The sequence below is a fragment of the Paenibacillus sp. An7 genome (genome assembly GCF_009870785.1).
Taxonomy (GTDB): domain Bacteria; phylum Bacillota; class Bacilli; order Paenibacillales; family Paenibacillaceae; genus Paenibacillus.
This window is the reverse complement of sequence record NZ_WTWX01000015.1, coordinates 1-24,105: the sequence shown is the minus strand read 5'-3', so window position 1 is coordinate 24,105 and position 24,105 is coordinate 1. Positions and strand designations below refer to the sequence as shown.

20 protein-coding genes and 1 pseudogene are annotated in these 24,105 nt (G+C 41.9%); 9 read left to right on the top strand and 12 right to left on the bottom strand.

From position 1 onward, the window contains the following. Positions 1 to 83: 83 nt before the first annotated feature. On the top strand, positions 84 to 1,211 hold the full coding sequence (locus GQY27_RS15690; protein ID WP_160036094.1) for a DNA alkylation repair protein: 1,128 nt from the start codon (positions 84 to 86) through the stop codon (positions 1,209 to 1,211). A gap of 100 nt (positions 1,212 to 1,311) precedes the next feature. Here the strand turns inward: GQY27_RS15690 and GQY27_RS15685 are convergent, their stop codons facing one another. Beyond that, positions 1,312 to 2,061: a YqcI/YcgG family protein gene (locus tag GQY27_RS15685; protein ID WP_160036093.1), complete on the bottom strand. Its 750-nt coding sequence runs from the start codon at positions 2,059 to 2,061 to the stop codon at positions 1,312 to 1,314. 94 nt (positions 2,062 to 2,155) lie between these two features. On the opposite strand from GQY27_RS15685, the gene GQY27_RS15680 reads away from it, so the two are divergent. The 3 genes from GQY27_RS15680 (at position 2,156) to GQY27_RS15670 (ending at position 6,322) form a co-directional block, all read left to right on the top strand. Beyond that, positions 2,156 to 2,701, top strand: a complete 546-nt coding sequence (locus GQY27_RS15680) for a hypothetical protein (protein WP_160036091.1) — start codon at positions 2,156 to 2,158, stop codon at positions 2,699 to 2,701. 219 nt (positions 2,702 to 2,920) lie between these two features. Further along, complete coding sequence (gene poxB / locus GQY27_RS15675; protein ID WP_160036089.1) at positions 2,921 to 4,648, top strand: ubiquinone-dependent pyruvate dehydrogenase; 1,728 nt, start codon at positions 2,921 to 2,923, stop codon at positions 4,646 to 4,648. A gap of 204 nt (positions 4,649 to 4,852) precedes the next feature. Beyond that, entirely contained in the window at positions 4,853 to 6,322 is a 1,470-nt protein-coding gene (locus GQY27_RS15670; RefSeq protein ID WP_160036087.1) for an aryl-sulfate sulfotransferase, read from the top strand. Positions 6,323 to 6,511: 189 nt separating this feature from the next. Here the strand turns inward: GQY27_RS15670 and GQY27_RS15665 are convergent, their stop codons facing one another. Further along, on the bottom strand, positions 6,512 to 6,901 hold the full coding sequence (locus GQY27_RS15665; protein WP_236570625.1) for an S-layer homology domain-containing protein: 390 nt from the start codon (positions 6,899 to 6,901) through the stop codon (positions 6,512 to 6,514). A 62-nt stretch (positions 6,902 to 6,963) separates the two neighbouring features. Next, positions 6,964 to 8,502, bottom strand: coding sequence for a purple acid phosphatase family protein (locus GQY27_RS15655; RefSeq protein WP_160036083.1), 1,539 nt, complete (start codon positions 8,500 to 8,502; stop codon positions 6,964 to 6,966). Positions 8,503 to 8,797: 295 nt separating this feature from the next. Here GQY27_RS15655 and GQY27_RS15650 point away from each other — a divergent pair, with 295 nt between their 5' ends. From GQY27_RS15650 to GQY27_RS15630, 5 genes are all read left to right on the top strand, one after another. Continuing rightward, complete coding sequence (locus tag GQY27_RS15650; RefSeq protein ID WP_160036081.1) at positions 8,798 to 9,676, top strand: AraC family transcriptional regulator; 879 nt, start codon at positions 8,798 to 8,800, stop codon at positions 9,674 to 9,676. 86 nt (positions 9,677 to 9,762) lie between these two features. Then, the gene (locus tag GQY27_RS15645) at positions 9,763 to 11,040 is read left to right on the top strand and encodes an ABC transporter substrate-binding protein (protein WP_160036079.1); all 1,278 of its coding nucleotides are present in this window, start codon (positions 9,763 to 9,765) and stop codon (positions 11,038 to 11,040) included. Between the two features lie 47 nt (positions 11,041 to 11,087). Then, on the top strand, positions 11,088 to 11,978 hold the full coding sequence (locus GQY27_RS15640) for a carbohydrate ABC transporter permease (protein ID WP_160036077.1): 891 nt from the start codon (positions 11,088 to 11,090) through the stop codon (positions 11,976 to 11,978). Between the two features lie 16 nt (positions 11,979 to 11,994). Continuing rightward, positions 11,995 to 12,873 carry a carbohydrate ABC transporter permease gene (locus GQY27_RS15635; RefSeq protein ID WP_160036075.1) on the top strand — a complete coding sequence of 293 codons (879 nt, stop codon included), beginning with the start codon at positions 11,995 to 11,997 and terminating at the stop codon, positions 12,871 to 12,873. Between the two features lie 952 nt (positions 12,874 to 13,825). Then, positions 13,826 to 15,418, top strand: coding sequence for a bifunctional metallophosphatase/5'-nucleotidase (locus GQY27_RS15630; RefSeq protein ID WP_160036073.1), 1,593 nt, complete (start codon positions 13,826 to 13,828; stop codon positions 15,416 to 15,418). Positions 15,419 to 15,547: 129 nt separating this feature from the next. Here the strand turns inward: GQY27_RS15630 and phnE (GQY27_RS15625) are convergent, their stop codons facing one another. The 9 genes and pseudogenes from phnE (GQY27_RS15625) to GQY27_RS15585 all read right to left on the bottom strand — a co-directional run bounded on the left by phnE (GQY27_RS15625) (position 15,548) and on the right by GQY27_RS15585 (position 23,709). Next, complete coding sequence (gene phnE, locus GQY27_RS15625) at positions 15,548 to 16,354, bottom strand: phosphonate ABC transporter, permease protein PhnE (protein ID WP_160036071.1); 807 nt, start codon at positions 16,352 to 16,354, stop codon at positions 15,548 to 15,550. 13 nt (positions 16,355 to 16,367) lie between these two features. Then, positions 16,368 to 17,183: a phosphonate ABC transporter, permease protein PhnE gene (gene phnE / locus GQY27_RS15620; protein WP_160036069.1), complete on the bottom strand. Its 816-nt coding sequence runs from the start codon at positions 17,181 to 17,183 to the stop codon at positions 16,368 to 16,370. After that, positions 17,176 to 17,976 (bottom strand): phosphonate ABC transporter ATP-binding protein, encoded by an 801-nt coding sequence (phnC, locus tag GQY27_RS15615; protein ID WP_160036067.1) that lies wholly within the window; start codon positions 17,974 to 17,976, stop codon positions 17,176 to 17,178. The genes phnE (GQY27_RS15620) and phnC overlap by 8 nt, the downstream gene beginning before the upstream one ends. Positions 17,977 to 18,091: 115 nt before the next feature. Beyond that, on the bottom strand, positions 18,092 to 19,198 hold the full coding sequence (locus GQY27_RS15610; protein WP_442950913.1) for a phosphate/phosphite/phosphonate ABC transporter substrate-binding protein: 1,107 nt from the start codon (positions 19,196 to 19,198) through the stop codon (positions 18,092 to 18,094). A gap of 1,175 nt (positions 19,199 to 20,373) precedes the next feature. Next, positions 20,374 to 20,632 (bottom strand): annotated as a pseudogene (locus GQY27_RS21780) (CPCC family cysteine-rich protein); the annotation flags it as partial. A 950-nt stretch (positions 20,633 to 21,582) separates the two neighbouring features. Next, complete coding sequence (locus GQY27_RS15600) at positions 21,583 to 22,452, bottom strand: arginase family protein (RefSeq protein ID WP_160036065.1); 870 nt, start codon at positions 22,450 to 22,452, stop codon at positions 21,583 to 21,585. A gap of 288 nt (positions 22,453 to 22,740) precedes the next feature. Further along, positions 22,741 to 22,863 carry a hypothetical protein gene (locus GQY27_RS21925; RefSeq protein WP_268893033.1) on the bottom strand — a complete coding sequence of 41 codons (123 nt, stop codon included), beginning with the start codon at positions 22,861 to 22,863 and terminating at the stop codon, positions 22,741 to 22,743. 226 nt (positions 22,864 to 23,089) lie between these two features. Continuing rightward, positions 23,090 to 23,269 (bottom strand): DUF1572 family protein, encoded by a 180-nt coding sequence (locus GQY27_RS15590; RefSeq protein ID WP_160036063.1) that lies wholly within the window; start codon positions 23,267 to 23,269, stop codon positions 23,090 to 23,092. A 128-nt stretch (positions 23,270 to 23,397) separates the two neighbouring features. Beyond that, on the bottom strand, positions 23,398 to 23,709 hold the full coding sequence (locus GQY27_RS15585; RefSeq protein WP_160036061.1) for a hypothetical protein: 312 nt from the start codon (positions 23,707 to 23,709) through the stop codon (positions 23,398 to 23,400). Positions 23,710 to 24,105: the final 396 nt, after the last annotated feature.

Genomic DNA, 24,105 nt, shown 5'->3' with positions numbered 1-24,105 from the left:
TCTTCACGTATAATGTGATAGCATGGGATCTGAAAAGGTCTACCGTATGATCCGCATCATTAATATTATAAGGAAGTGTTACCGTGGCAGAGCCGCTTAAAAATGTATATAATGAAGCTTTTTTACTTCAGTTAGGACGAAAAATATCGGCTGTCTATCCTCCTTTTCAAGTAGATTCCTTCATTCAGCAAGTGATGGATGAGAGCTTTGAAGCGAAAGCTTTAAAAGAACGGATCCGTACAATCACGATTGCGATGGGGACCTTTTTACCTGAACGTTATGAGGATGCAATCCAGATCTTATTTACCGTGAGCGAATCTTGCTCCGGTTTTCCATATCTAATCATGCCGGACTTTGTGGAGGTCTTTGGCCAAGAGGAACAGCACTGGGACCTATCCATGCAGGCGTTAGAGAAATTCACCCAGCACTCCTCTGCGGAGTTTGCAGTAAGGCCATTCATTATCCGCCATCCGGAGAAGATGATGGAACAAATGATGAAATGGTCTCTACATCCGATTGATCATGTACGGCGTTTAGCCAGTGAAGGCTGTAGACCTAGACTTCCTTGGGGGCAGGCCCTCACCTTGTTTAAACAATATCCAGCTCCGATTCTCCCCATTTTGGAACAATTAAAGGCAGATCCTTCTCTATATGTACGCAAGAGTGTTGCCAATAACTTAAATGATATAGCCAAGGATCATCCGAATATCGTTATAGAAACAGCGCGTAGATGGATGGGGCAAGACCCCTATACGGACTGGATTGTAAGACACGGCTGCAGAACACTGATACGTAAAGCAGAACCCGAGGTGATGGCTCTCTTCGGATATGCTGAATCAGCGGAAGGGACAGCATTAGTAACTGAGGCAGAGATTACGGCGAGTCCAGCTGCCTTGCACATTGGAGAAAGCTGTGATCTTAGTTATAACCTAATTGTAAGGGAAGGCAATCCTGCGCGGCTGCGTATTGAGTATGGTATTGATTTTGTAAAGTCCAGCGGACAAGTTTCACGTAAGAAGTTTTTATTGTCTGATAAAACAGTAGCGGGAGGAACACATCTCAGCGGATCTAGAAAACATCGCTGGGCTGATCTAACAACCCGCAAACATTATGCAGGGGTTCACCGAATCGCACTTCTTATTAATGGACGGGAATCCGCATTTACGGAAATTGATTTGAAGCCTCCTATCTCCATAGGTGAATTTATTTGAAATTATAACCTACGACCAAGACTGCTCAACCTCATTGAGCAGTCTTTTTTACGTCAACTTGGGGTAGGTTCCTTTTGCTCAATTAGCTCTACAGGATATATTAGCTTTGTTTTTTAAGATGAAGATGAGCAAAAGGACACTTGGACTCTGTTGTCGAAGTATTATCATCGTTCAGGAAATACTGCTTCCATTCATAGTTATCCTGACTTCCGTAAGATTGGAGATCGGGATGAATGCCTACCTCGTCATAAGCTTCAATTCGTTCTCTGATTTTTGTTTTGAGCTGTGCAGATGCTTGGGTATTGGAATTAAACTCAGTAAGTACCCAGCGCGGCGTTATCGCATATATAAAATACGGGAAATAACGGCTTTGTCTGCGATCGTGTGCCGGGGTTGCGCAGTACATAAAATACTGCTCACCCGCATAACAATATTCCCATACATGATGGTGCGGATCGGTTGGGATATGAGAGGGCCATTCTTCTTGATCCCTGCTGCTAACTTTACTTAGAACGTCCCAGAACAATTGACGATAATCAGAGACCTGGTAGTTCTTTTGTATGTCCCGCGGAGTTTCAAAAAAAGCGATTAATGAAGTGTACTTACCAAATGCTTGAGACTGCTCACCATATATATTCAGCAGTTCAGCAAGCTCATCCGCTGCCTGATCGGACCTTGGATCACTAAGGAAACCATACCTAAAGTGATTCAGTTTAAATCCTATCGTAGCAGGTATACAAGGAAACTTATGTGTCTTATCTGTCATTTTCGATTCGAAAAGTTGAAAGGCATCTTGCTGCCATTTCCCTAGTGACGAAGTGCTTAGTTTTTCCTTCTCAAACAAGAGCATGTATGACTTCCTCCTTTGTTGCTAACGTATTAAGGAAGGTCATTATGTGTGTATGTCCTATCTTTTTAGTTCTAACCATGGAAGGAATGAATACATGATCATAACCTTTATCATTGCTTGTGAAATTGGATTTTGGATATTTGTACTGGGCGGTCTAAGCTGCAGGTATGTATTACAGAAGAAAAGACTCGGGAATATACTTCTCTTCTGCACTCCGGTCATTGATCTTGCTCTGCTTGTTGCTACGGTAATTAGTCTTCAAAATGGAGCGCCGGCAACGACAGCTCATGCACTAGCTGCTGTATATATTGGAGTGTCGATCGGGCTTGGACATCGCATGATTAGATGGATGGATCAGAGGTTTATGTATTGGTTTGCCAAAGGACCAAAACCACAGAAGAAGTATGGAAGAGAACATGCGAGAGAAGAAATCCGTGGCTTTGCCGCCCATTTAGTGTCGTGGATGATCGGCTGCTCGCTGCTATACGGTATGATGATCTGGATTAATAATGAGGTGAATACGGAACCTTTCCGAGAAACGATCAAGACTTGGTCTATTATTCTTATTATCGATCTATTAATCAGTGCAAGTTATACGCTGTGGCCCCGCGTTGAAAAGGAGAGTAATACAACTAATTAGTTAAAAATGGGATGACAATGTAGGAGGATGCCAAAAGGCATTCTTTTTTTGTTTTAGTGTGTTTTAATCTAACATTATGAATGAGTTTACATATAGAAATAAGGAGCTTTTACGAAAAAGCGTTACTGTTCTTATCTAGAAGGGTAAAGAGTATCAGATGCAAGATCGGGCTCAGATTCCTGTTAGCCTCAAGAATATACTAGAAAAGGATGAGGATACATGAAAAAGACAATTGCAGATGCGGTAGTAGATTCTCTTATCAATGCAGGAGTGAAACGGATTTATGGAATCGTTGGCGATTCTTTGAATGCGGTACTCGACTCTGTTCGAAGATCAGGAAAAATCGAGTGGATCCATGTTCGGCATGAAGAAGTAGCTGCTTTTGCGGCAGGGGCGGATGCGGAACTAGAAGGAAGTATTGCTGTATGCGCAGGGAGCAGCGGACCTGGGAATCTCCATCTTATTAATGGACTCTATGATTGTTACCGCAATCGTGTTCCCGTACTGGCTTTGGCTGCTCAAATACCAAGTGATGAGATCGGCAGCGGATATTTTCAAGAGACTCATCCGGAGCAGATCTTCCAGGAATGCAGTGAATTCTGCGAAGTCATTATGACAAAGAAACAAATGCCTCGAACGATTTCGATGGCGATTCAGACGGCGGTTGCGAATTCCACGGTATCAGTTGTTATTCTGCCCGGAGATATCGCGGCCCTTGAAGCAGGAGAAGATGAGGTACCCGATCAAATTTCGTATTATACGAAACCGGTCATCCATCCTTCTGAAGAGGAACTTATGGCTCTAGCCGGCTATTTAAATGCAGGGAAAAAGGTAACTTTACTTTGCGGTGCAGGGGCGAAGGATGCTCACGAAGAGCTCATGGAGCTTTGTAGTATTTTGAAATCCCCGATGGTAACGGCTTTGCGCGGTAAGGAGTACCTAGAAGATAATAATCCATATTTCGTCGGTCTGACCGGGCTTATTGGGTATTCTTCTGGTTATAAAGCAGTAATGGACTGCGATGTCCTGTTCATGCTTGGCACCGACTTCCCTTATCGGCAGTTTTATCCCGAAAATGCAGCGATACTCCAAGTGGATATCGAGGCATCTCATCTGGGAAGACGCACCCCGCTTACGTACGGATTATGCGGAACGGTAAAGGATACGCTGCAGAAACTTCAGCCTTATCTCACGATAAAAGAAGATACCAAACATCTCGAGAAGTCTGTAGAAAATTATGTAAAAGATCGGAAAGAGCTCGACGGATATGCTGAGTTTAAACCGGGACATACGCCCATCCATCCTCAGTATGTAACTCGTCTCATCAATGAAATGGCTTCTGATGATGCGATATTCACTTGTGATGTAGGAACGCCTACCGTTTGGGCTTCTCGTTATTTAGAGCTGCATGGCGAGCGCCGTTTATTAGGTTCGTTTATTCATGGAACAATGGCAAATGCCTTGCCGCAAGCGATTGGTGCACAGGTGGCTGCTCCGGGTCGCCAAGTGATTTCACTCTCGGGGGATGGCGGGCTTTCGATGCTGCTTGGGGATTTACTCACGCTAAAACAGCATCAGCTTCCTATCAAAGTCATTGTGTATAACAATGATGCGCTTGGTTTTGTGGAACTGGAGATGAAAGCAGCGGGATACTTAGAAACGGGGACAGACCTATCTAATCCGAACTTTGCAGCTGTAGCAAATGGTCTCGGAATTGTAGGAATCAGAGTCGATAAGCCAGAAGATCTTCCAGCGGCTTTAGAACAAGCTTTTATGCATAATGGTCCTGTTATTGTAGATGTGGCAGTGAATCGTCAAGAACTGTCTATGCCCCCGAAGATTAGCCTGCAGCAAGCGGAAGGTTTTACGATATGGGCTGCCAAAGCGTTACTGAACGGAGAAGGCAATAAAATCATTGATCTCGCAAAAAGTAACCTATTAAGATAATTGATAAGATATTAGGGTGGACAGTTTTAAAAACATACTTGACTACTAGGAATAATTGGTTTAATCTATTCTCAATAGCTAAGCCGATTGGACAACCGAAGGCTCTAAGTTTCTCTTTTCTTATGATTAGAGAAGCCTAGAGCCTTTTTGTATATCTGCAGAGCTTAAATACGCTGATACATAGAACCGAGAGGAGATAGATACATGGGACACCCTACAATTTACCCGACAGGAACCACCGTTTATTTACCTAATAAAGCATGGAGTGGTTACACGATCTTCCAAGCTGCAGATACGGGTGCTCTGCTCATTGATATGAATGGGAGAGAAGTGCGCTTATGGAAAGGGCTTAGGGGTTTCCCGAATAAACTGTTCCCGGGCGGTTATGTGCTGGGAAGCACTGCAGAGCGAGATCCAAAGTATGGATTTCAGGATGAAGCCAATTTGGTACAAGTGGATTGGGACGGTAATGTAGTATGGAAATTCGACCATTATGAGTGGATTGAAGATCCTGGACACAGCGGGCAATGGATGGCTCGTCAGCATCATGATTATCAGCGTGAAGGAAGTTCTGTAGGATACTATGCACCTAATCAGGAGCCGAAGATTGAATCGGGTAACACTCTCATTTTGGCCCATAAAAATGTGAACCGCCCTGAAATATCGGATATCGAACTGCTGGATGATACCATTATTGAAGTCGATTATGAAGGCAATATCGTGTGGGAATGGTCTGTTAGTGATCATTTCGATGAACTTGGATTTGATGAGGAATCAAAACAAGCGATTTATAAAGATCCCAATACTCGGGGATTTGGTGAACATGCGGGGGACTGGATGCATATTAACTCCATCTCGATTCTTGGACCTAACAAACATTATGATGCGGGTGACCAGCGTTTCCATCCAGATAACATCATATGGGATGCTAGAGAGTCGAATATTATTGCCATTATTGATAAAACATCTGGAAAAATCGTCTGGCAGCTCGGTCCAAACTATGATACGGAAGAAACGAAGCATATAGGCTGGATTATCGGTCAACATCATGCTCATCTTGTACCCAAAGGTCTTCCTGGAGAAGGAAACATCCTTATCTTTGATAATGGCGGATGGGGTGGTTATGGCCGGCCTGGTACAGTATCTTCTGATGGTTTAAAAGTAGCTCGCCGTGATTACTCACGCGTCCTTGAGATTAATCCTGTTACTCTTGAGATCGAATGGCAATACACGCCTACAGAAGCAGGATTTGTTGCTCCGCTGGATTCGTACCGATTCTATAGTCCGTATATCAGCTCTGCGCAGCGTTTGCCAAATGGAAATACGCTGATTACAGAGGGAGCAGATGGACGAATATTTGAGGTAACAAGAGATCATGAACTAGTATGGGAATATATTTCTCCTTATAAAAATAAACGAAATGCTAACATGGTCTACCGTGCTTACCGGGTCCCTTATGAATGGGTACCACAGCTTGAACTTCCGGTTCAGACAGAGATCGCCCCGATCAGCGTTGCTGATTTCCGTCTGCCAGGGGCTGCGCCAAGAGGAGCTGCCGTTACCGTTGTCATTGAAGGAGCTGTCTCCTATGATGATGGAGCCTTTTGTGTAGCTACGACAGATGAGTCACTACTCAAAGATGCAGACGCAGATACAGCGAAAGGAACAGATTAGGCGGAGCGTTTTGAACCCAAGCGGTGCTTTATGATCAGTCAGTAAGATAGATTTGATGATTCGAAGAAAAAAGATCTGCAGAAATAACAGAAAACCTCTTTCTCTAATCATACTTGAGAAAGAGGTTTTCTTTTTGATTTAGCCTAGTAACAAAGGATGACCCATATCACAATAACGTTAATTCATTACCTATAACAGCTTCGCAATAAACACGGCAGCTTCTGCGCGGGTGGTTAATTGCTTAGGAGCAAACCGATTATGTTCCACACCGCTTATAAGTCCTGCTTTAACACCTGCTGTAACATACGGAACTGCCCATGCGGGAACAGAATCTTTATCCGTGAAGGAGAGGGAGGCTTTGTTATTTACCGTCAGCCCTGCTGCGCGAACCATCCATGTCGTTACTTCTGAACGATTCAGTTGTTTACCTGGTCTAAATGTACCGTCAGTATACCCGCTTACAATCCCTGCTTCTACAGCTTGAGAGATATAGGAGGAGGCCCAAGAAGGTATCTGCTTTGCATCCGTAAAGGAAATTGAACTTGTTGTTTCCTTCATTTGTAAAGCACGGCCTAGCATCGCAATAAATTCAGCCCGATTGATGTGCGCATTTGGTTTAAACGTCTCATCTTGATAGCCTTTTATATATCCTGCAGTGACACCAGACTGAAAGACATCTCTGCCCAGTGACCAGAGATGTCTTTCAAAGATACGACTGGATCTGTGCTTGCGGCCGAGTCTTTCTTGATGATCCCGAATTGATCTACTATGAAAGGCTTAGCTTCATTTTTATTTTGGTCGATTTCATAGGTGACTGCAGTAAGCCTATCTCCATCAACCTTTATGCTGACAAAATTCTGTACTTGGCTGCGTTTTGGTCTGTCATTTTTATCTGGGTCGGGTCCATAGATCGCCGCATGATGTTCTTCAGCCTTTTCGAAAAGACGATAGTAACTGTCTCCGAGTTCTTCGCTTTTATTTTTATAATAGACCTTCGGTCCCGCTGTCGCTGGAATCATGTAGATACTGCCGTCTGGATTCACACTGTATTCAATCGTTTCACCATTTAAGGTTTCCGTTATTTTCTCTGGAGAGGTTGCTTTTCCTTCAGAAGTGATCGGATTCGTACGTGCATAGATATGATCATGCCCTTGCATAACAAAATCAATATCAAGCTCTGCCATGAGCGGAGCGATTTGGTTACGTACGCCATTAGCACCCATAATATCCTCATCCGTTGCATGGTTAGAGGTTGTATAAGGACCTTTATGTATATTGACAATAATCCACTTCGCTCCCGCTTTCTTTGCAACTGCAGCATCCTTCTTTAACCAATCCACTTGTTCTTCAGAAAAGTTAGCATACTTAGATGAATTCTCATTCGAGTTCAGTACGATAAAATGTGTATTGCTGTAATCAAAAGAGTAATATGCTCCTGTTTCTGTAGCAGAGCCGTCAGGTTCGTTAATATGGAAGTGTTCATAAAAAGCATAGTTCTCATCTTCATGATTCCCCGCAGAAGGAACAAGGGTCGTCTGCAGCAAGCTATCTTGAGAATGACCTAAGAGCCAGTCCCACTGTTCTTCTTTTGTTCCTTTGTCTACCATATCGCCGTTGTGAACGACAAACTGAGCGTCAGTAACGGTTTGAAGTGCTTTTTCAAGAGTCTCTGATGACAAAATGGCTTCTTCTTCTGTTTTGGCTTGCGTATCCGCGATATCAATAAAAGTAAATGCACCGCTTTGAGGAGCGGTTTGGAAAGTACCCGTCTTGCTCCATATTCCTTGCTTCTTGTCACCTACCCGGTAGTAATACCTCGTATTTGCTTCAAGTCCCGAAGCCTCCGCTTTATGTACAAGCTCTTCTTGTGAATTGGTTGATACCCAAGAGGTGCCTGTAAAAGTGAGGGCTTTGTTAAAGTCAGGCTCTGCCCCCGTTTTCTTGATGACTTGAACGGTACTGTCCGTAAGTTGTTTAGAAGTATACCATGTAAACCCCTTCGAACTTGTTGTATCTCCATAAAAGGTGGTTGTTACTTTGCTGATCTGCTCATTCTGTAATGAACCTGCTCGTTCAGCAGATTCTGCACTAGCCGGCAAGGCTGATGGAATAGTGACCAAGCTAAGCAACAGAATAAACGATAACATAAATGCCGTTCCCTTTTTAAACATGTTAAACATGAAGTACACTCCTCTGTATGATGTATATGTCAAATCCGACATGACAAGCATAACAACCGTTTGTTAATTCTAAGGCTTGAGTTATAGCGTATTATGTTAAGTATGATCTAAAACTTCAAACTAATGTAAAAATGCATATATTAGGTGTGATCCCTTTATATTGTCCAATTCAAAGAATCCATCGAATGATTCGCTTATTTTTTATGGCGGATGTTAGAGGGAGAAGCATGACTTTTGCATAATATAATGATGTTATGACTTTCATAGCAAGTGAAAACAGGAGAGGGTGGATCAGATGGGAGAACCTACTTTTCTTGAGACAGGTCATATGACGGAAGGATTTCCTATACGTGTGATTCATACGAGCAGGCAATTTAATTTTGCTTCCCACTGGCATGAAGAAGTTGAAATGGTCGTCGTGAGAGGGAAACATGCAAAGATTAGAGTATATAACCGTCTTTATGAACTAGAGCAGGGGGATATCCTGATCATTAAACCGGGGGATGTACACTGTTTCTTGCCGGGTACAGATCACCTTACCATTCTTTTATTTCGTCTAGAACTGATCACGGGAAGCTTTGCAGTCACAGAAGATACAAAGGAAATGATAGAACTTTTTCATGATACTACTTTCATCCCTTCAACCCTCTGTTGTGAAAATAATCTAAGCTCCTATGTAGATACCTTATCCGATGAAAGCAACAAACAGCAGCCGGGATATCGCTGGTCCATGATTGCGAGGTTTTATGATCTTATTGTTCATTTATTGCGCATAAAAACACCGACACCCCAAACTTCGAAGTCAGGGCGAGTATGCTCACCATCTAAGAAGTTTGAATTCATCGAATCGATCTGTGAGTACCTAGAAGAACATCATGCAGAAAATATTAAGCTCGATCAGGTGGCGGAACATATCAAATTCAGTAAGTTTTATGTATGTACCTTGTTTAAAGAGCTTAAGGGAGTCACGTTAATGGAGTATTTAAATCATTTTCGCATTATCAAATCAGAATGGGCCTTACTTTTCAGTGAAGACTCTATTCTCGATATCTCCATAAGGCATGGATTTAACAATATCAACTCCTACAATCGGCTGTTTAAAAAATATAATCACTGTACTCCTAGCGAATTTCGAAAGAAGCATCGCACAAAGATCACAACATATGAAGGATAATTCGCAATATCTGAAGAGAAAGACCTCTGTAAAATCACTATACTCTAATAAATTGTAAGCGTTTACTTTGAGGAAGGAGGGGGAAAATGAAGAAGAGGCTTAATCGTAAATATATCTCGGTTATTGCTATTCTTACTGCGGCAATGATGTTATCTGGATGCAGGGCCACAGGAGTGACCCATTCAAAACAAGAGGAGATTACCATTTGGAGCTTTACCGATGAAGCGGGTTATGCGATCGAGAAATTTGAAGAAAAATATCCAGACATTAAAGTGAACTTCGTTAATATCCCCGGGACTTTCTATATTACGAAATTGAAATCGGCACTACAGACCGCATCCAAAGCACCCGATGTCTTTATGATCGAGAATGCAAATATAAGAGAATTGATCGATGTACCTTATTTAGAAAATTTATCTTCAGCACCATATGACGCAAATGAACTTATTAAGGAGCAGTACCCTTTTGTTCAGTCTAATGAAAAGGATAGTGAAGGAAACGTTAGGGCGATTGGTTATCAAGGTACACCAGGGGGGATCTATTACCGCAGAGATTTGGCGAAACAATATTTAGGGACAGATGACCCTGAGAAAGTCAGCCAGATGATTAGCACCTGGGAGGACATTTTTAAGATCGGAGAGCGGGTGCAACAGGAAAGCGGCAATAAGGTTCATGCGCTGGCGAACTGGAATGCAATATCGAATTCATATGATGGTGTTCCTTGGGTCAAGGAGGGGAAATTCGTCATGGAGGATACCTATATGAAGGTTCTGGATCTTGTGCGTGAAGCTCGTCAGCGTCGTGTGCTGGGGGAGTATGACGATGGAAGTGCCGGCTATGCTGCATCGATGCAAAAGGGTCAGGTTATGTTCTATCCTGGAGCAACCTGGGCACTGCAGTATACGTTTAAGGCGAATGCACCGGATACGAAGGGACTATGGGGTCTCGCGCAGGGTCCATCTGCTTTTAGTTCAGGCGGAACGTACATTGCGATGTATAGCAAAAGTGATAAAAAGGATCTTGCCTGGAAGTTTATTGAGTTCTATAACTTTGATCATGATTTTTTATCTGAACTCGCTAAAGAACAAGATTATTTTACTAGCAATATGGTTGTAAATGATGAACTGGCAAAAACGGTTACTTCTGATTATTTAGGAGGACAGAAACATTTTGAGTTCTTCTCAGAGGCAGCAAAGCAGGTACCTGTGTATGAACGAACCAAATACGATACGACCATTAATGCGGATATTTTTAAAATTGTCCTTCAGTTGTATCTGAATAACGACATTCAGACCAAAGAAGAAGCAGTGAAGAGAATAAAAAGGGATGTGAAGTTACGATTTCCGGAACTTGAAGTCGATTAGATTTTAGGTATAGGGCTAACCATTTCAGATGACGGGGGGTATCGTTCATGTTTGCTAAGTCGATCCGCAAAGACCACTATGGTTACTATTTCATTGCACCATTCTTTCTCATTTTCCTTATTTTTGGCCTCTATCCTATTCTCTACTCTCTATATCTTAGTTTTACGAATTGGGACGGAATCACTTCCCCCGAGTTTGTTGGACTGGGTAACTATATTGCTGTTCTACAAGATCCGCTGTTTTATAAAACACTCTTTAACACGCTTTTTATCTGGGGAGTCTCTGTTGTTCCGCAGCTTACCGTTTCTCTTGTGCTCGCCTTTATTCTGAACGACAAACTACTCAAAGGGCGAGACATCTTCCGAGCCGTATATTTCTTCCCGAACATTGTTACAGCTGCATCGCTGGGTCTGCTAGTGAGTCTAATCTTTGATTGGCAGTCTGGGGGGCTAAATCACTTTCTAGTTCAAGTCGGACTCATCGATGATCCAATCAATTGGAAGAATGATCCTTGGTTTATGCGCCTTATCGTTTCTTCCATTCTATTCTTTCAATATTTTGGGTACTCGATGGTCATCTACCTTGCCGGACTGCAAGGGATCGATCCTTCGCTGCAAGAAGCTGCGCAAATTGATGGTGCTGAGAAAAAACACATTTTCTTTCATATCATTGTGCCGATGCTTCGTCCGATCATTCTCTTTCAGATTATTACGTCCATCATTGGAGGTATCCAAATTTTTGACCAGCCATTTACACTGACGAATGGCACAGGCGGCCCGGATCGTGCAGCGATGACAAGTATCATGTATCTATATAACGTCGCATTCCAAAGTACTCGTTTTGGTTACGGAGCAGCCATTGCCTTTTGTTTATTCGTAATCATCATTCTGTTCTCAGCCGTATCCTTTATGATGACTAAGCGGAAGAGCAGTTCATAGGGAGGAGGGAAATCATATGCAACCGGCAAAAATGGCAGATCAGCCTATCGCTGTCCAGAAGCAAACCAACATGAAGAGTATGACTATAGGGAAAATACTCGTGTATTTCATTTTAGTGAGCCTCGCGGTCATCTGTATTATTCCCTTTTATCTGATGCTCATTTATTCCACCCATAACAATGCAACGATTGCATCAACGTTTACTTTCCTTCCTGGACAGTTTCTTATCGATAATTATATTAACATGGCTTCTAAAATAAATATTTGGAAAGGATTCGCTAACAGCTTTTTTATTGCAGGAACCTCTACCGTACTTTCTTTATATATTGGAGCGCTTACCGCATATGGTTTTGCAAAGTATAAGTTTAGAGGACGTACCGGGCTGTTCTTATTTCTGCTTGCTACAATGATGGTTCCAGGCCAGCTTGCTCTAATCGGAATGTATCGATTGTTTAGTACACTTGGGCTTCTAGACAGCTATTTAGCCATTATCTTACCTGCAGCGGCGAATGCGTTTAATGTGTTTTTTATCAAACAGTTTATTGAAGGCAGCATTCCTGATGAAATTATTGAATCTGCTCGTGTAGACAGCGCAGGGGAGTTTCGGACATTTAATCAGATTGTGTTACCGATTCTTGGACCCGCTATCGCGGCACTTGGGATCTTTACATTCATTGGATCATGGAATAACTTTCTCACACCGCTCGTCCTGCTGTTTTCACTAGATAAATATCCGCTCCCTGTACTTGTTGCACTCGTGCAAGGATACTATGGAATGGACTATGGATTACTGTATTTAGGGGTGGCCATCTCGATTGTACCTATTATCATTGTATTCTCCATCTTCTCAAAGCAAATTATAGGCAGCGTAGCGCTTGGGGCTGTGAAAGGATAGTTTAGGATATAAGGCTAAATATATAATGTTAAAGTAAGAAAATAAACATAGCAAAGCTGCTCTGCCCTAATTCGCAGGTGGCTTTGCTTTTTTTGTGCTGTGCATGAGTCCGCGCATTCCAGTGATCTGTTGAAGGAATAGGATGTAACGGGTATGTTGATGCAAACACACGTTCCTATTCTCATTAATTACGAACCTTTTGAATCTAAATAGACGTTATTAGTGGTCGTTTTATAGCGTGGCGATACAAAAATGTTGCTGACAACAGCAACATAAAGAGTGCTTCTTACCTCTAATGCTGTAATGGTGAGGGAGAAGGATACTTTATTTACCTTATATAACCTTTAAAAGGGGATTAAAGTTAAATTTAGACGAGAATATAGCTGAAAATGATCAAAAAGTGCGGTTTTTACGGGTAGCGAACATATGTTCTAAAATGAGATTAGTATCAAAAAGTATAGATGAAAGAGCTTAAAAACAGAAGATTTCTTCTTTTTACATATCAAAAAGAGTGCGTAAGAATAGAAGAAGTAGACAACCAGAGAAGAAGAAGTGCTGTTTTATAGGATGGAGAACGTATGTTCCTAATCAGAAGATTTCAGCTTATATATACATAAGGACAAACATAGAACCATGTATAATTTCATAGGAGTGCAGATCGAGCCGGAATTGTCTATAAGACTTTTCGATACTTTTTATTTTAGTAGAGTGATAATAGAGACCACTGTAACAAATAAGTAAACTTAATATATATTATGTTAACTAATAGGATTTATATAGATTACCTCTATACATACCGTTGAATGATTTATTTTTAACCTGTAGATAACAAAAGGTTTAAAATCTGTTGTTATATTACAAATATAATAAGAGTGGAAAGATAGGAATAGATGACCTTGATCTCAGTCTAACGAGAATATATCGCTTTATTTCATAGGGGGGCTTCAGAAAAGTGAATTCGAAGACAAAAGATACAGTAGTCATTACACTACTGGAAACAAGCGATGTGCATGGTCACATTTACCCAACAGATTATCGGGGGACAGGGGATATGCCGCTTGGTTTTGCCAAGCTGTCTACAATTATTCGTAAGGAACGGGAAAAAGATTCGCATCTCTTGCTAATCGATAACGGTGACCTTCTGCAGGGAACTCCCTTCATGTATTACTATGCTAAATACGATAGAACAGGGATGCATCCGGCCACGAAACTATTAAATCACCTTACATACGATGCAGCTGTACTTGGTAATCATGAATTCAATTATGGTTTAGAGCTGCTGAACAGCCATATGAAAGGTGCCAGGTGTCCTTATTTATCTGCCAATATCGTAACGAAGTCCTGTGGTGAACCTGCATTTGGCCCGCCTTACCGAATATTTACGATGCAGGAAGGTATCCGTGTTGCCGTGCTCGGTATTACTACGCACTATGTTCCTAACTGGGAAGATTCGGCGAACATCCGTGGGCTAGAATTCAAGGATGCGTTATCTTCTGCTCAAGAGTGGATTACTCATATTCATAGAACCGAGGAGCCGGATGCTGTTGTCGTCTGCTACCACGGGGGATTTGAATGTGATCCAGTCACCGGAAAAGCTACGGAGCCTCTTACAGGGGAAAATCAGGGCTATGAGATGTGTATGCAACTCGAAGGGGTGGATGTTTTGTTAACAGGACATCAGCATCGGCAGCTTACCGGTGAATTAAATGGTGTATTGTATGCGCAGCCTGGTTCAGCTGGACAAGCGATTGCTAAAGTGGAACTACGATTTAAGCAGGAAGTGGAGGGCAGATGGGAAATATGCAATAAGAAGGCACAGCTCATACATGCAAGCGAAGCGGAGGCAGATCAGGAAGTGCTTTCACTTTTTGCTGAAGCGGAACGAAATACACAGGCATGGCTGGATCAGCCCATTGGCAGATCAGAAGGCGACTTATCGATTCCCGATCCATTTACAGCTAGACAAAAGGATCATGCCTTCACAGAATTTATTAATCGGGTGCAGATGGAGGTCACGGGTGCAGCGATCTCCTGCGCTTCTATTTTTACCAATAAGGCAAAAGGGTTCTCCGAACACATCACCATGCGTGACGTCGTATCGAACTATATCTATCCAAATACCCTGAAGGTCCTTCTACTGACCGGCCGTGATATTCGGGATGCCTTGGAGCAGAACGCCCTTTACTTTACACTCGAGAAGAATACCGGGAAATTACAAGTATCTGAGGGATATCTACAACCGAAACCGCAGCACTTTAATTATGATATGTGGGAAGGTATCGAATACGAACTAGATATCTCAAGACCCGAAGGGAACCGTGTTAGTAAGCTGATGTTTAACGGTTCTCCTATGGACCTGGACGCTTCCTTTGAAGTAGCCATGAACAGCTACCGAGCGGGTGGAGGAGGCAACTTCGGAATGCTGATGAATAAACCCGTAATCCGAGAAATCCCGACAGACATGACCGAGATTTTGGCTGATTATATTAGAAAGCGAAAGGTTATCAATGCATCATGTGATTACAACTGGAAGGTCGTCTTCTGAAGAAAGACCGGTTAACGATTATTCTTATATACAAAAAACCTCCAATACCATCGTTCTAATGGATTTGGAGGTTTTTGCTGTCTTATTTTTGATGAAGAGAATAATCACATAACCACTATGTAACCATACTTACCCATGGATGAGTTTAGAGCGAAGACGGTTTGATATCCATTCGATAAGCAGAATTAGAACCACTAAACCGATCAAGATCGAGCCGACCTGATTCCAACGATAGCTGTTCATAGCAAAGATCAGTGGGGCTCCAATTCCACCGGCACCAACCAATCCAAGGATAGATGCTTCACGCATATTCATGTCAAACCGATAGATCGTAACCGATAGGAATAATGAGAACAGCTGCGGTAAGATGCCGAAACGGATTTTTTCAAAGGTTGTACAGCCTAAGGACGTCATCGACTCTAGTACTTTCTTATCCAGCTCTTCAATGGTGTCGACATAGAGTTTTGATAACATGCCGATTGACGTTAGTCCTATGGTAAGTACACCTGTGAATGGTCCAGGTCCGGACACGCGAATGAACATTAACCCGTAAACCAGTGCTGGAATGGTTCGAATCATAATAAGGAGCAGTCTTGTGATCCATGAGACCGGTTTCGGTACGATATTGGAGGCCGCTAGAAAAGCGAGTGGAACAGATAGCACTGCACCTACAAGGGTACCCAAAAAAGCGATGGCTGCTGTTTGAATTAGTAAATAGATGACACCTTGTTTCGATAAGCTTAACAGCAGCTCTAGATCTGGACTGCCCAATCCTTTTAGGATGTTCAGGGCGATCACGAATCCATTCTGATTCATGTCTTTAAAGCTTACTGTGTTTAAAGACCAGATGAACAGAATAAGCACAATCGCCGTAACGGTCAGCACATACCTGTGATTTCGAGGGGAAGCCAGCATTTGTCTTTCTATTGTTGTCATCCAATCAATCTCCTCAAGTTAACTTTTTTCTGAAATGCTCGCTGATGGTCTCAATTACATATACGGTGACGATCAGCGACAAAATAATCATTCCAACTCTGGAATAATCTCGCCAGCCAATGTTCTCATGGATCAGCAGACCAATTCCTCCAGCACCTACGTATCCGAGAATAGCCGCATATCGTACGTTTCCCTCAAAACAAAATAAAGAAGCAGATAGATAACGAGAGAGTACCTGCGGAAATATCGCATATCGAAAAGCCTCCACACGGTTCATCCCAATGGATTCCATCGCTTCAAAAGCTCCCATATCGACGTTTTCGATCTGTTCATATACTAATTTACCGACATAGGAGAGGGTAAAGAGCATAATGGCCACCAGTCCTGCCATCGGACCTAAGCCGAACACATAGGTAGCGATCAGCGCCGTTACTAGCGTAGGGAGCGTTCTGAGCAGGCTGAGCATGATTTTACATACAGCTACGACGGATTTATTACGAATGACGTTAGAAGAAGCTAACATGGCGAATGGGAGAGCCAGAGCAGCGCCAATAATAGATCCTAAGAATGACATTTGCAAGGTTGAAAACATGGCATCCAAAAGGTGAGGGAAGTAACTCCATTTAGGAGGAATCATCTCTCCTATAATCATAAAAAACTCATCTATCCGGTCAAAGAGCATTTGAATATTGAAATCAGTCAGTTCGGTGGATGTCACTGTTAAGGCGGCAAGAATCAGGAATATGAAGGGGAGCCGAGATCTTTTTTCCATGATGATTTTCCCGTTCGACAGAACCAGCTCTTTTGGAGGGAAGAGTTTATCATACATGTCCTGAAACCACCTCTAACGTAGATGCAACTTCTTCGTTCTTCTCTTCAGAATCAGAGATATTTCCATAAATGTTGTTCAGAACTCGCTTTGATACCTCAGCAGGCGCACCATCAAATACAATTTCTCCTTCACGAACCCCGATAATGCGGTTCGCATACTCCAAAGCGACCTCTACATGATGGATGTTCATAATCACGGAGATATTCATGGTTTGATTAATTCTTTTGAAATCTTCCATCACGATTTTAGAAGTTACTGGGTCAAGAGAAGCGATCGGTTCATCCGCAAGGATGATATCTGGATTCTGAGCGAGTGTACGGGCAAGTGCGACACGCTGCTGTTGTCCGCCGGATAGCTGGTCTACACGGATATAAGCCTTATCCAAAATTCCAACTTTATCTAAAGCCTCTAATGCCAAGAGTTTTTGTTCTTTCGTAAAAATGCCGGTCAGCTTACGCCATAGGGATAGATCCGGTACGAAAGAGACGAGTACGTTATTTATGACACTTATTCGATTGACGAGATTAAAAGATTGGAAAATCATCCCAATTCTTTTTCGAAAACGGCGAATTTGTTTGCCGCGTAACTTCGATACATCCACATGGTCTACTAATAACTGTCCATCTGTTATGTCGTGCATTCGATTAATACATCTGATCAGTGTCGACTTGCCGGCGCCAGATAAACCAATGACGGCTACAAATTCGCCTTGTTCAATCTTTAGATTTATGTTGTTCAGAGCCATTGTGCCGTTCGGGTACGTCTTTTGTACATTCATAAATTCGATCATGGATAAACTCCAATCTTATAGTCTTCATCTGCCAAGCAGAAAAAGGAGAACATCTTAAAAAACACGATGCTCTCGCTTTTTTAGCTGCTTACCTACCTAGAAGATTTATAATCTACTATTTTTTCATTTCTCTAATAACTTCTTGCGCTTTTCTTTCTGCATCATAGTCTGATGATTGTGCTGCTTGGTAACCTTCATGGCTGTAGACCGCAATTACTTTTTTGCCTTCTTCCGTTTGTGCAATGGAGATAAACGCGTTTTGAAGAGCTTTTTTGAAATCATCTGTTATGATTGGGCTGTTTTTACTAACGCTGATCGTATCATTGTATATTCCATCTGTTACGGCGATTACATTGGTCTCATCCCAGATCGAGGCTGGACGACTAAATTCATTCGTCCATTGTTCGCTGTAGTCGCGTCTTGCATCTGCGTAGGCAACAATAACATCAACTTGCTTAGCTGCTAGACGTGCAAAGGAGCTGCCGTATGAGTCAGATGTAACCACGTGTGCTAGATCTGTAATGCTTTTATTAAAGTTTTCTTGAAGCCATAGCGTAGGATAGATATATCCAGCAGAAGAGGAGGTAGACATTACCGCCCAATTCGCATCGTTTACATCTTCCCATGTCAGACTTTCGCCTTTATTGACTTTCTCAGCTAATGCCTGTCCTTTAGCGGAAGGACCTGCGATGAATAGGGAGCGATAGTACGTTGCCTGGTCAGTTGTTGGTTCGGTTGGCTTGTTATCGTTCCAGTCTTTAGGTGATTCAGAATCATTAGATAATCCTGCTCGTGTTGCCGTTAAAATAACGTCAGCACCGTCATCGTATAGAGCATAAGTTCCACCGGGTACAAATCCGATATCTGTCGTACCTGCCGTCAAAGCTTCGCCTACAGCTTCATATGTAGTGCCTACATCAATGCTGATTTCTCCAACATTGAAACCTTCCGTTGCCAATTGTGTTTTTAGTAAGTCTTTTAGCGGATCCGTTGCTGTAATAATATCCTCTGGATCTTTGGATGGAACAAAGCTGATTCGGAGCTTCTCAATATCCTTTGATTCAGAACCTGTGTCACTCGATGTTTCATTGTTATCCGCACCTGACGAAGAAGAGGAAAGGGAAGATGTGTTTTGCGGCGAACTGCTACCACTGGTTCCACAACCTGCGATTAGCACCATGACTAAAGTGAACAACGTGAAAAGCATGATTCTTTTTTTCAATTCATTACCCCCGATTATAATTATAGTTTTCAAAGGCGGACGGAAGACGCTCGCTATTGAAAGACAAACTCATTGTATAATCTCTTTGTTCGCGATTTATAAAGCTTTTGTCAAACCAATGATAAAATTTGTGGCAATATCAATGGTTTTGTCAAATAGGATGGGATTATGATGTTTTTTAACATGTAGTTAATAGATCCAATTGATTGGATTGGAGATTTGGTGGGATTATGTTGCAGTTTTTTTGATTTCGAGGAAGGTATTGTGGTAGATCATAAAAGAACATGCAGAAGATCCAGTGAATATTAATTTGAAAATAATGGTAATATAATCAATGAGGTGAGCAGATCAGAGAATATATAATGGAAATATAAGTAGGATTAAAAAGAAAGAGCAAAGTAGCTGGTTTTTTATTTAGTTAGTGGATTTGAAAGATCAAAGTATGCTGCATATAGTGAGTGAAGGTTAAAATTTGTCGTAGTTTGAATATTAATGATCACATTTAGATGATGTGATATATTAATTTTAAAATAATAATATTAGGTGGTTAAGAACATTATGGAAATTACTAATTAAAAATTTTTATATAACTTTGATCATTGTGAGTTGTAATTAATCAATCGTTTGGAATTAGAAAAACTAAGGGAAAGTAAACAGCAACAAAAAAAGCTGTAATGAACAAAGAAAGAAGCAAAGACTCATAAGCTTAATCAATATGAAGGTCAAATAATTGAACTATAAATGGTAAAAATCTTGATCCATAAGCTTTTTCACTTATACATCTACACAAAACCCGTATTTTGTACATATGTCATTTAAGGATGCTGAGTTCGGGAAACTTAAGAACTACTATCCTGCCGATGACCTCAATAAAAAAACAGCCGGTTGTTTGAGCGGCTGCTTACATGTTCTTATTAAAATTAAGGTTTTTCCGTTAATTGAATAACTTCCGTTCTATTATTGCATTTATCAAATCAACGTTTTGGTTTTTCAATTAGGGTACTTCTTTGTTTAATTTCACCACCAAAGCCCCATCCCTTTGCTTCAAGAAATTCAGTATATGCGTCTAAAAAGTCATTAATATTAATGGACTCCTGAAACCTTTTATCTATAACATTACCGTCGATTTGTATTTCCGCAAGTTTCGCTTCATCTAGGTTTACTTCATTTTCCCACACTGGTTTCCATGAAGGGTCTTGTTCGTAATCGTTTCTTGGAACTACGTTGTCTAAAGATTTCTTTTCCTTAGCCGCAAATTTCATAAAGTTTCTTTGCTTGTCTCAAACATACTGCATTCGCACCGCCCCAATAATCTGGGTTTTCATTCATTACAGCATCCTCTTGCCAATCACAAACATCGCAAGTCTCATATGTTCCAGGTGGTTCTTCATCAAGAGTTTTATACCCACAACATGGACAAGTATATTTGGTCATGAAATCACTCCTTTTATGAGATTTAATATGGAATAGAGGAACTCCTATATTCAAGCCCCTCCACTATCAGTTTTTCCGTTAGTTCAAATGAGTAGTTCATTTTTTTAATTGAGTAATTTTTCTTAGAATTACTGCTGTACAGACAGATATAACACTAGCTAAGTATAAAAGAGCGTATGCTATAGCAGCATAAGTTGTAGAATGTTTTCCTTCGGTGTCGTTAGCCGTTTGGCATTCACTAATTCATACCTCCTAAAAAAAAAACATGAACAAAGCAAGGCTCCTTCCCTCCTGCAGGTTGTGTTGTCCTGCAGTTCCTCAGTACTATGAGCCCCTCGGACTCCCTTCCTGCAAGTAGATCATTTCGTCTTTTGGACTTATAGACCACTTTGTTACGGTTTCTTTTTTTTTTTAAAAATTCCGTGCAGGGGAGGGTCACCCCAGTTCACTGCATCTTCCTTCATACCATGCCGATCCCCTTACGCCGGAGGATTCTTCACTGCCGCTCCAAGTTCTTAGCAGTTTCCGTGGCCTTCACCCATAATGCCGGGGTTCGGCTTCCCCTCTTCCTCTTGCGAGGCCTTTTTGACGACGCGGCAGGATTCACTTGATGTTACGGCCTGGTATGTTGCTCGCTCTCTGTCTCCGACAGATACTTTTGTCGATACGCTTCTACACACAGTTTTCAACCGTACGTAGGTATCCTAGCTACACGGAGGCTTGGCCCCTCCCGTGACCGGACTTTCACCGGCTAGAAGATGCGTGCTTAGCTGGGCACGCGCTTAATAAAATGAGCAGGCTGTGGTAGCCTGCTCAAAAATATGTGTAATTGAACTGTCGTGTCCCTTAAGTTTAATGATCGATTCAATTAAACCTATTTTTTTCTTATGAAGCGAAGCCGAAAGTTCTCCTCAAAGGAAATACGATTAAAAACTTCTCTTTCTACCTACTTACAATTTTTGTTTTTTCAACAATGGCAAGTTATGAAGCATCTTTGAAAGCGAAAGTGCATCCCAAGGTAGATGTTCCGTAATGCCTAGCCCGACAACATCAAATTCGTTGTTTACATCTTGTATTAAACGAGTCACGGACTGCATGGATGAACGTTTCAACCCTTTGCGTGCATACTCCTCATAACGATCTGGCCTAGCTATGCCTTGCGAACGGAATTCGTGCATATCTAGCACGTCCAAATCAAAATGAATGGCAATGCGGGAAGCGCCCGTTGCACGCAAAGCAGCTAACACTTTTTCGCTAGAAGAAGAAAACTCCTCTGAACTTACATTAGGAAAATTAAATTTTTTATAAACGTAAGGTGATTTTTCCTTCTCATCGTTAATTCCTGCGAACACTAAACGACTCGGGTCTACTTTGGAAGAAACCAACGAAGCTAGGTCGGTGTCTCCTTCTCCGAGAAGAGTAGCGAGGATCATCGCATGATAATGCGAGTACAATTCTGCCGTTTTAATATCCGGATGGGCATCAATCCACAATATCGCTAAATCATCTTGATATTTTTCGGCGAGATAAGCGAACGGGGCAAGCTCAACGCTGCAATCTCCCCCTAAAACGACTACTCGTTCAGGATTTCGATTCTGGAGAATAGTTAAAGCTGAAAGGGTCTGTTGTATAATTTGATTTTTGGCTACAATCCCATCCTCTTTTTTATCATTTGTAGGGTCTGTAGAAATCGGAACTTCAATAGTTTCATCATCCGAAACCGGTGCAAGCCATGCGAGAAGCTGAGCTCCAAAGTGATATGAAATGTTATTTCCGCCCTGCCATTGCGGCATTAGTAGACGAATAGTATGTGCAGACATGTGTTTACTCCTTTTCTTTAAAACAGAATTGAGCTACGGTATCACAAATAAAAAAGTACTAAAAGCACGCACTTATTAGATAGCTACTATCCTAAAAGGTAGTGTATCTCCTATCAAGCAAAGAAAATCCGATGTTAGTCGGATTTTCTTTGCTTGATTTTTATAGTCGCTCACTCTGATATGGTCTGAGTATAAATTCTTAATAGGGAAGTCAGTCTGTCCAAGTTTACAGTTGTCACTTGAGTTTGTCCATTCCAATAAAAGAATGTTGCCTAAAAACAATGTGGGTTACCAGTTAGCAAGGATCTCATAATCTTTAATCGTTGCGTCAGGTCTTAATACTTTGTCCTGATCCAGCTCGGCTATCGACTTTCCTTGTTTGACTCTTTCAACCCAATCATGATTAGCCAAAGCTCTTTTGCCTAATGTTACAAGATCCGCCTTATCATGTCCAATGATTTCGGATGCCTTTGAAGGGCTCTCAAGTTAACCATTAGCAATAATTATCGTTTTTGCGTATTTCTTTGCAAGTTCCACCTGTGAAGGTCCTTCCTTCTAAAACGCAGGTTCCCAAGCCTTATATTCTGTTACATGAATGTAGTCCAACCCGGCTTTTTTCAACTGAACGAAAATGACTTTAGCATCTTTCCTTAATATTCCCCTCTATGTGCTTAATAAGTGTTGATATACTGTGGCTTGCTTCATTAGGTCTCCAGTTGAGTTGATCATCATCTAACTGACTTGTCACTTTAAGAATTCTTTCGCGAATTTCCTCAAACTTGTTTACTAACCACTCCCGGTTAAAGTCTTGATTCACGCTTATACCTCTTATACACTCCGGATTATTTACCCTATAATTCGATAATCTATTGGTTTATCCTGCCGGTTTGCATAACTAAAAGGAGCAACTGCCAACTGGCAAGCTGCCCCAACTATCGTTTCCCGTTAGCTCAAGGGCAGCAGTCCTCTTAAGGTGTGCGACATCAGTTTGTTGGCTAAATGTATCGCCTCCGTTCGGTCCTTCGCTGGGGCTGTCAGCATCAGACCATCACCACTACTCCAATGCCCAGAGCCATCTTCCCGCTGTTCAATAAGTGTAAGTGTAATTTGGCGAAAGTCATCATCGGCATATAGCGTGCCTAACGGAAAACTCTTCCCTATGACCCCGATCTCAAACCATTGGTACACTAACAAAAAACCTTCTCCCTTACGAGCGATGAACGTACGGTTTTTCATTTGTTCCTTAGGTACTGGCATTGGCTCGCCTTCAACCTCCACAGTTCCCTGGAACACTCGATGCCCTTTCAGCGTTCGACGGACGGTGCCTTCGATAAGGATGGTGGCGGATTCGACCTCAGAGGCATTTTTCGTGCCTAGACGGTACTTTACCCCTTCCAGTCGTACATCTACTTCACGCGGTAAGACTAGCCAAATGCCAGCAGTTAGAGCCGTTAGAAGGACTCCGAGTATGAGAAGCCACACGACTGACATCTTCAACAAACTATATCCCTTTCTAGCATCTAGTGATTGCCCCCTCCAAAGTATATTTGTCTTTATACTTCAACAAAACGATACCATAAATTGGAACTAAACTGCCGGTTTGCATAACAAAAAGGGAGCAGCTGCCAACTGGTAAGCTGCTCCCTGCTGTGT

Coding starts and splice junctions, on each gene's coding strand:
- GQY27_RS15655 (WP_160036083.1), bottom strand. CDS start 8,502: ATGTTTAACATGTTTAAAAAGGGAACGGCATTTATGTTATCGTTTATT.
- GQY27_RS15585 (WP_160036061.1), bottom strand. CDS start 23,709: ATGCCAGTACCTAAGGAACAAATGAAAAACCGTACGTTCATCGCTCGT.
- GQY27_RS15640 (WP_160036077.1), top strand. CDS start 11,088: ATGTTTGCTAAGTCGATCCGCAAAGACCACTATGGTTACTATTTCATT.
- GQY27_RS15600 (WP_160036065.1), bottom strand. CDS start 22,452: ATGTCTGCACATACTATTCGTCTACTAATGCCGCAATGGCAGGGCGGA.
- phnE (WP_160036071.1), bottom strand. CDS start 16,354: ATGACAACAATAGAAAGACAAATGCTGGCTTCCCCTCGAAATCACAGG.
- GQY27_RS15680 (WP_160036091.1), top strand. CDS start 2,156: ATGATCATAACCTTTATCATTGCTTGTGAAATTGGATTTTGGATATTT.
- GQY27_RS15645 (WP_160036079.1), top strand. CDS start 9,763: ATGAAGAAGAGGCTTAATCGTAAATATATCTCGGTTATTGCTATTCTT.
- GQY27_RS15635 (WP_160036075.1), top strand. CDS start 11,995: ATGCAACCGGCAAAAATGGCAGATCAGCCTATCGCTGTCCAGAAGCAA.
- phnE (WP_160036069.1), bottom strand. CDS start 17,183: ATGTATGATAAACTCTTCCCTCCAAAAGAGCTGGTTCTGTCGAACGGG.
- poxB (WP_160036089.1), top strand. CDS start 2,921: ATGAAAAAGACAATTGCAGATGCGGTAGTAGATTCTCTTATCAATGCA.
- GQY27_RS15670 (WP_160036087.1), top strand. CDS start 4,853: ATGGGACACCCTACAATTTACCCGACAGGAACCACCGTTTATTTACCT.
- GQY27_RS15650 (WP_160036081.1), top strand. CDS start 8,798: ATGGGAGAACCTACTTTTCTTGAGACAGGTCATATGACGGAAGGATTT.
- GQY27_RS15665 (WP_236570625.1), bottom strand. CDS start 6,901: ATGCTAGGCCGTGCTTTACAAATGAAGGAAACAACAAGTTCAATTTCC.
- phnC (WP_160036067.1), bottom strand. CDS start 17,976: ATGATCGAATTTATGAATGTACAAAAGACGTACCCGAACGGCACAATG.
- GQY27_RS15685 (WP_160036093.1), bottom strand. CDS start 2,061: ATGCTCTTGTTTGAGAAGGAAAAACTAAGCACTTCGTCACTAGGGAAA.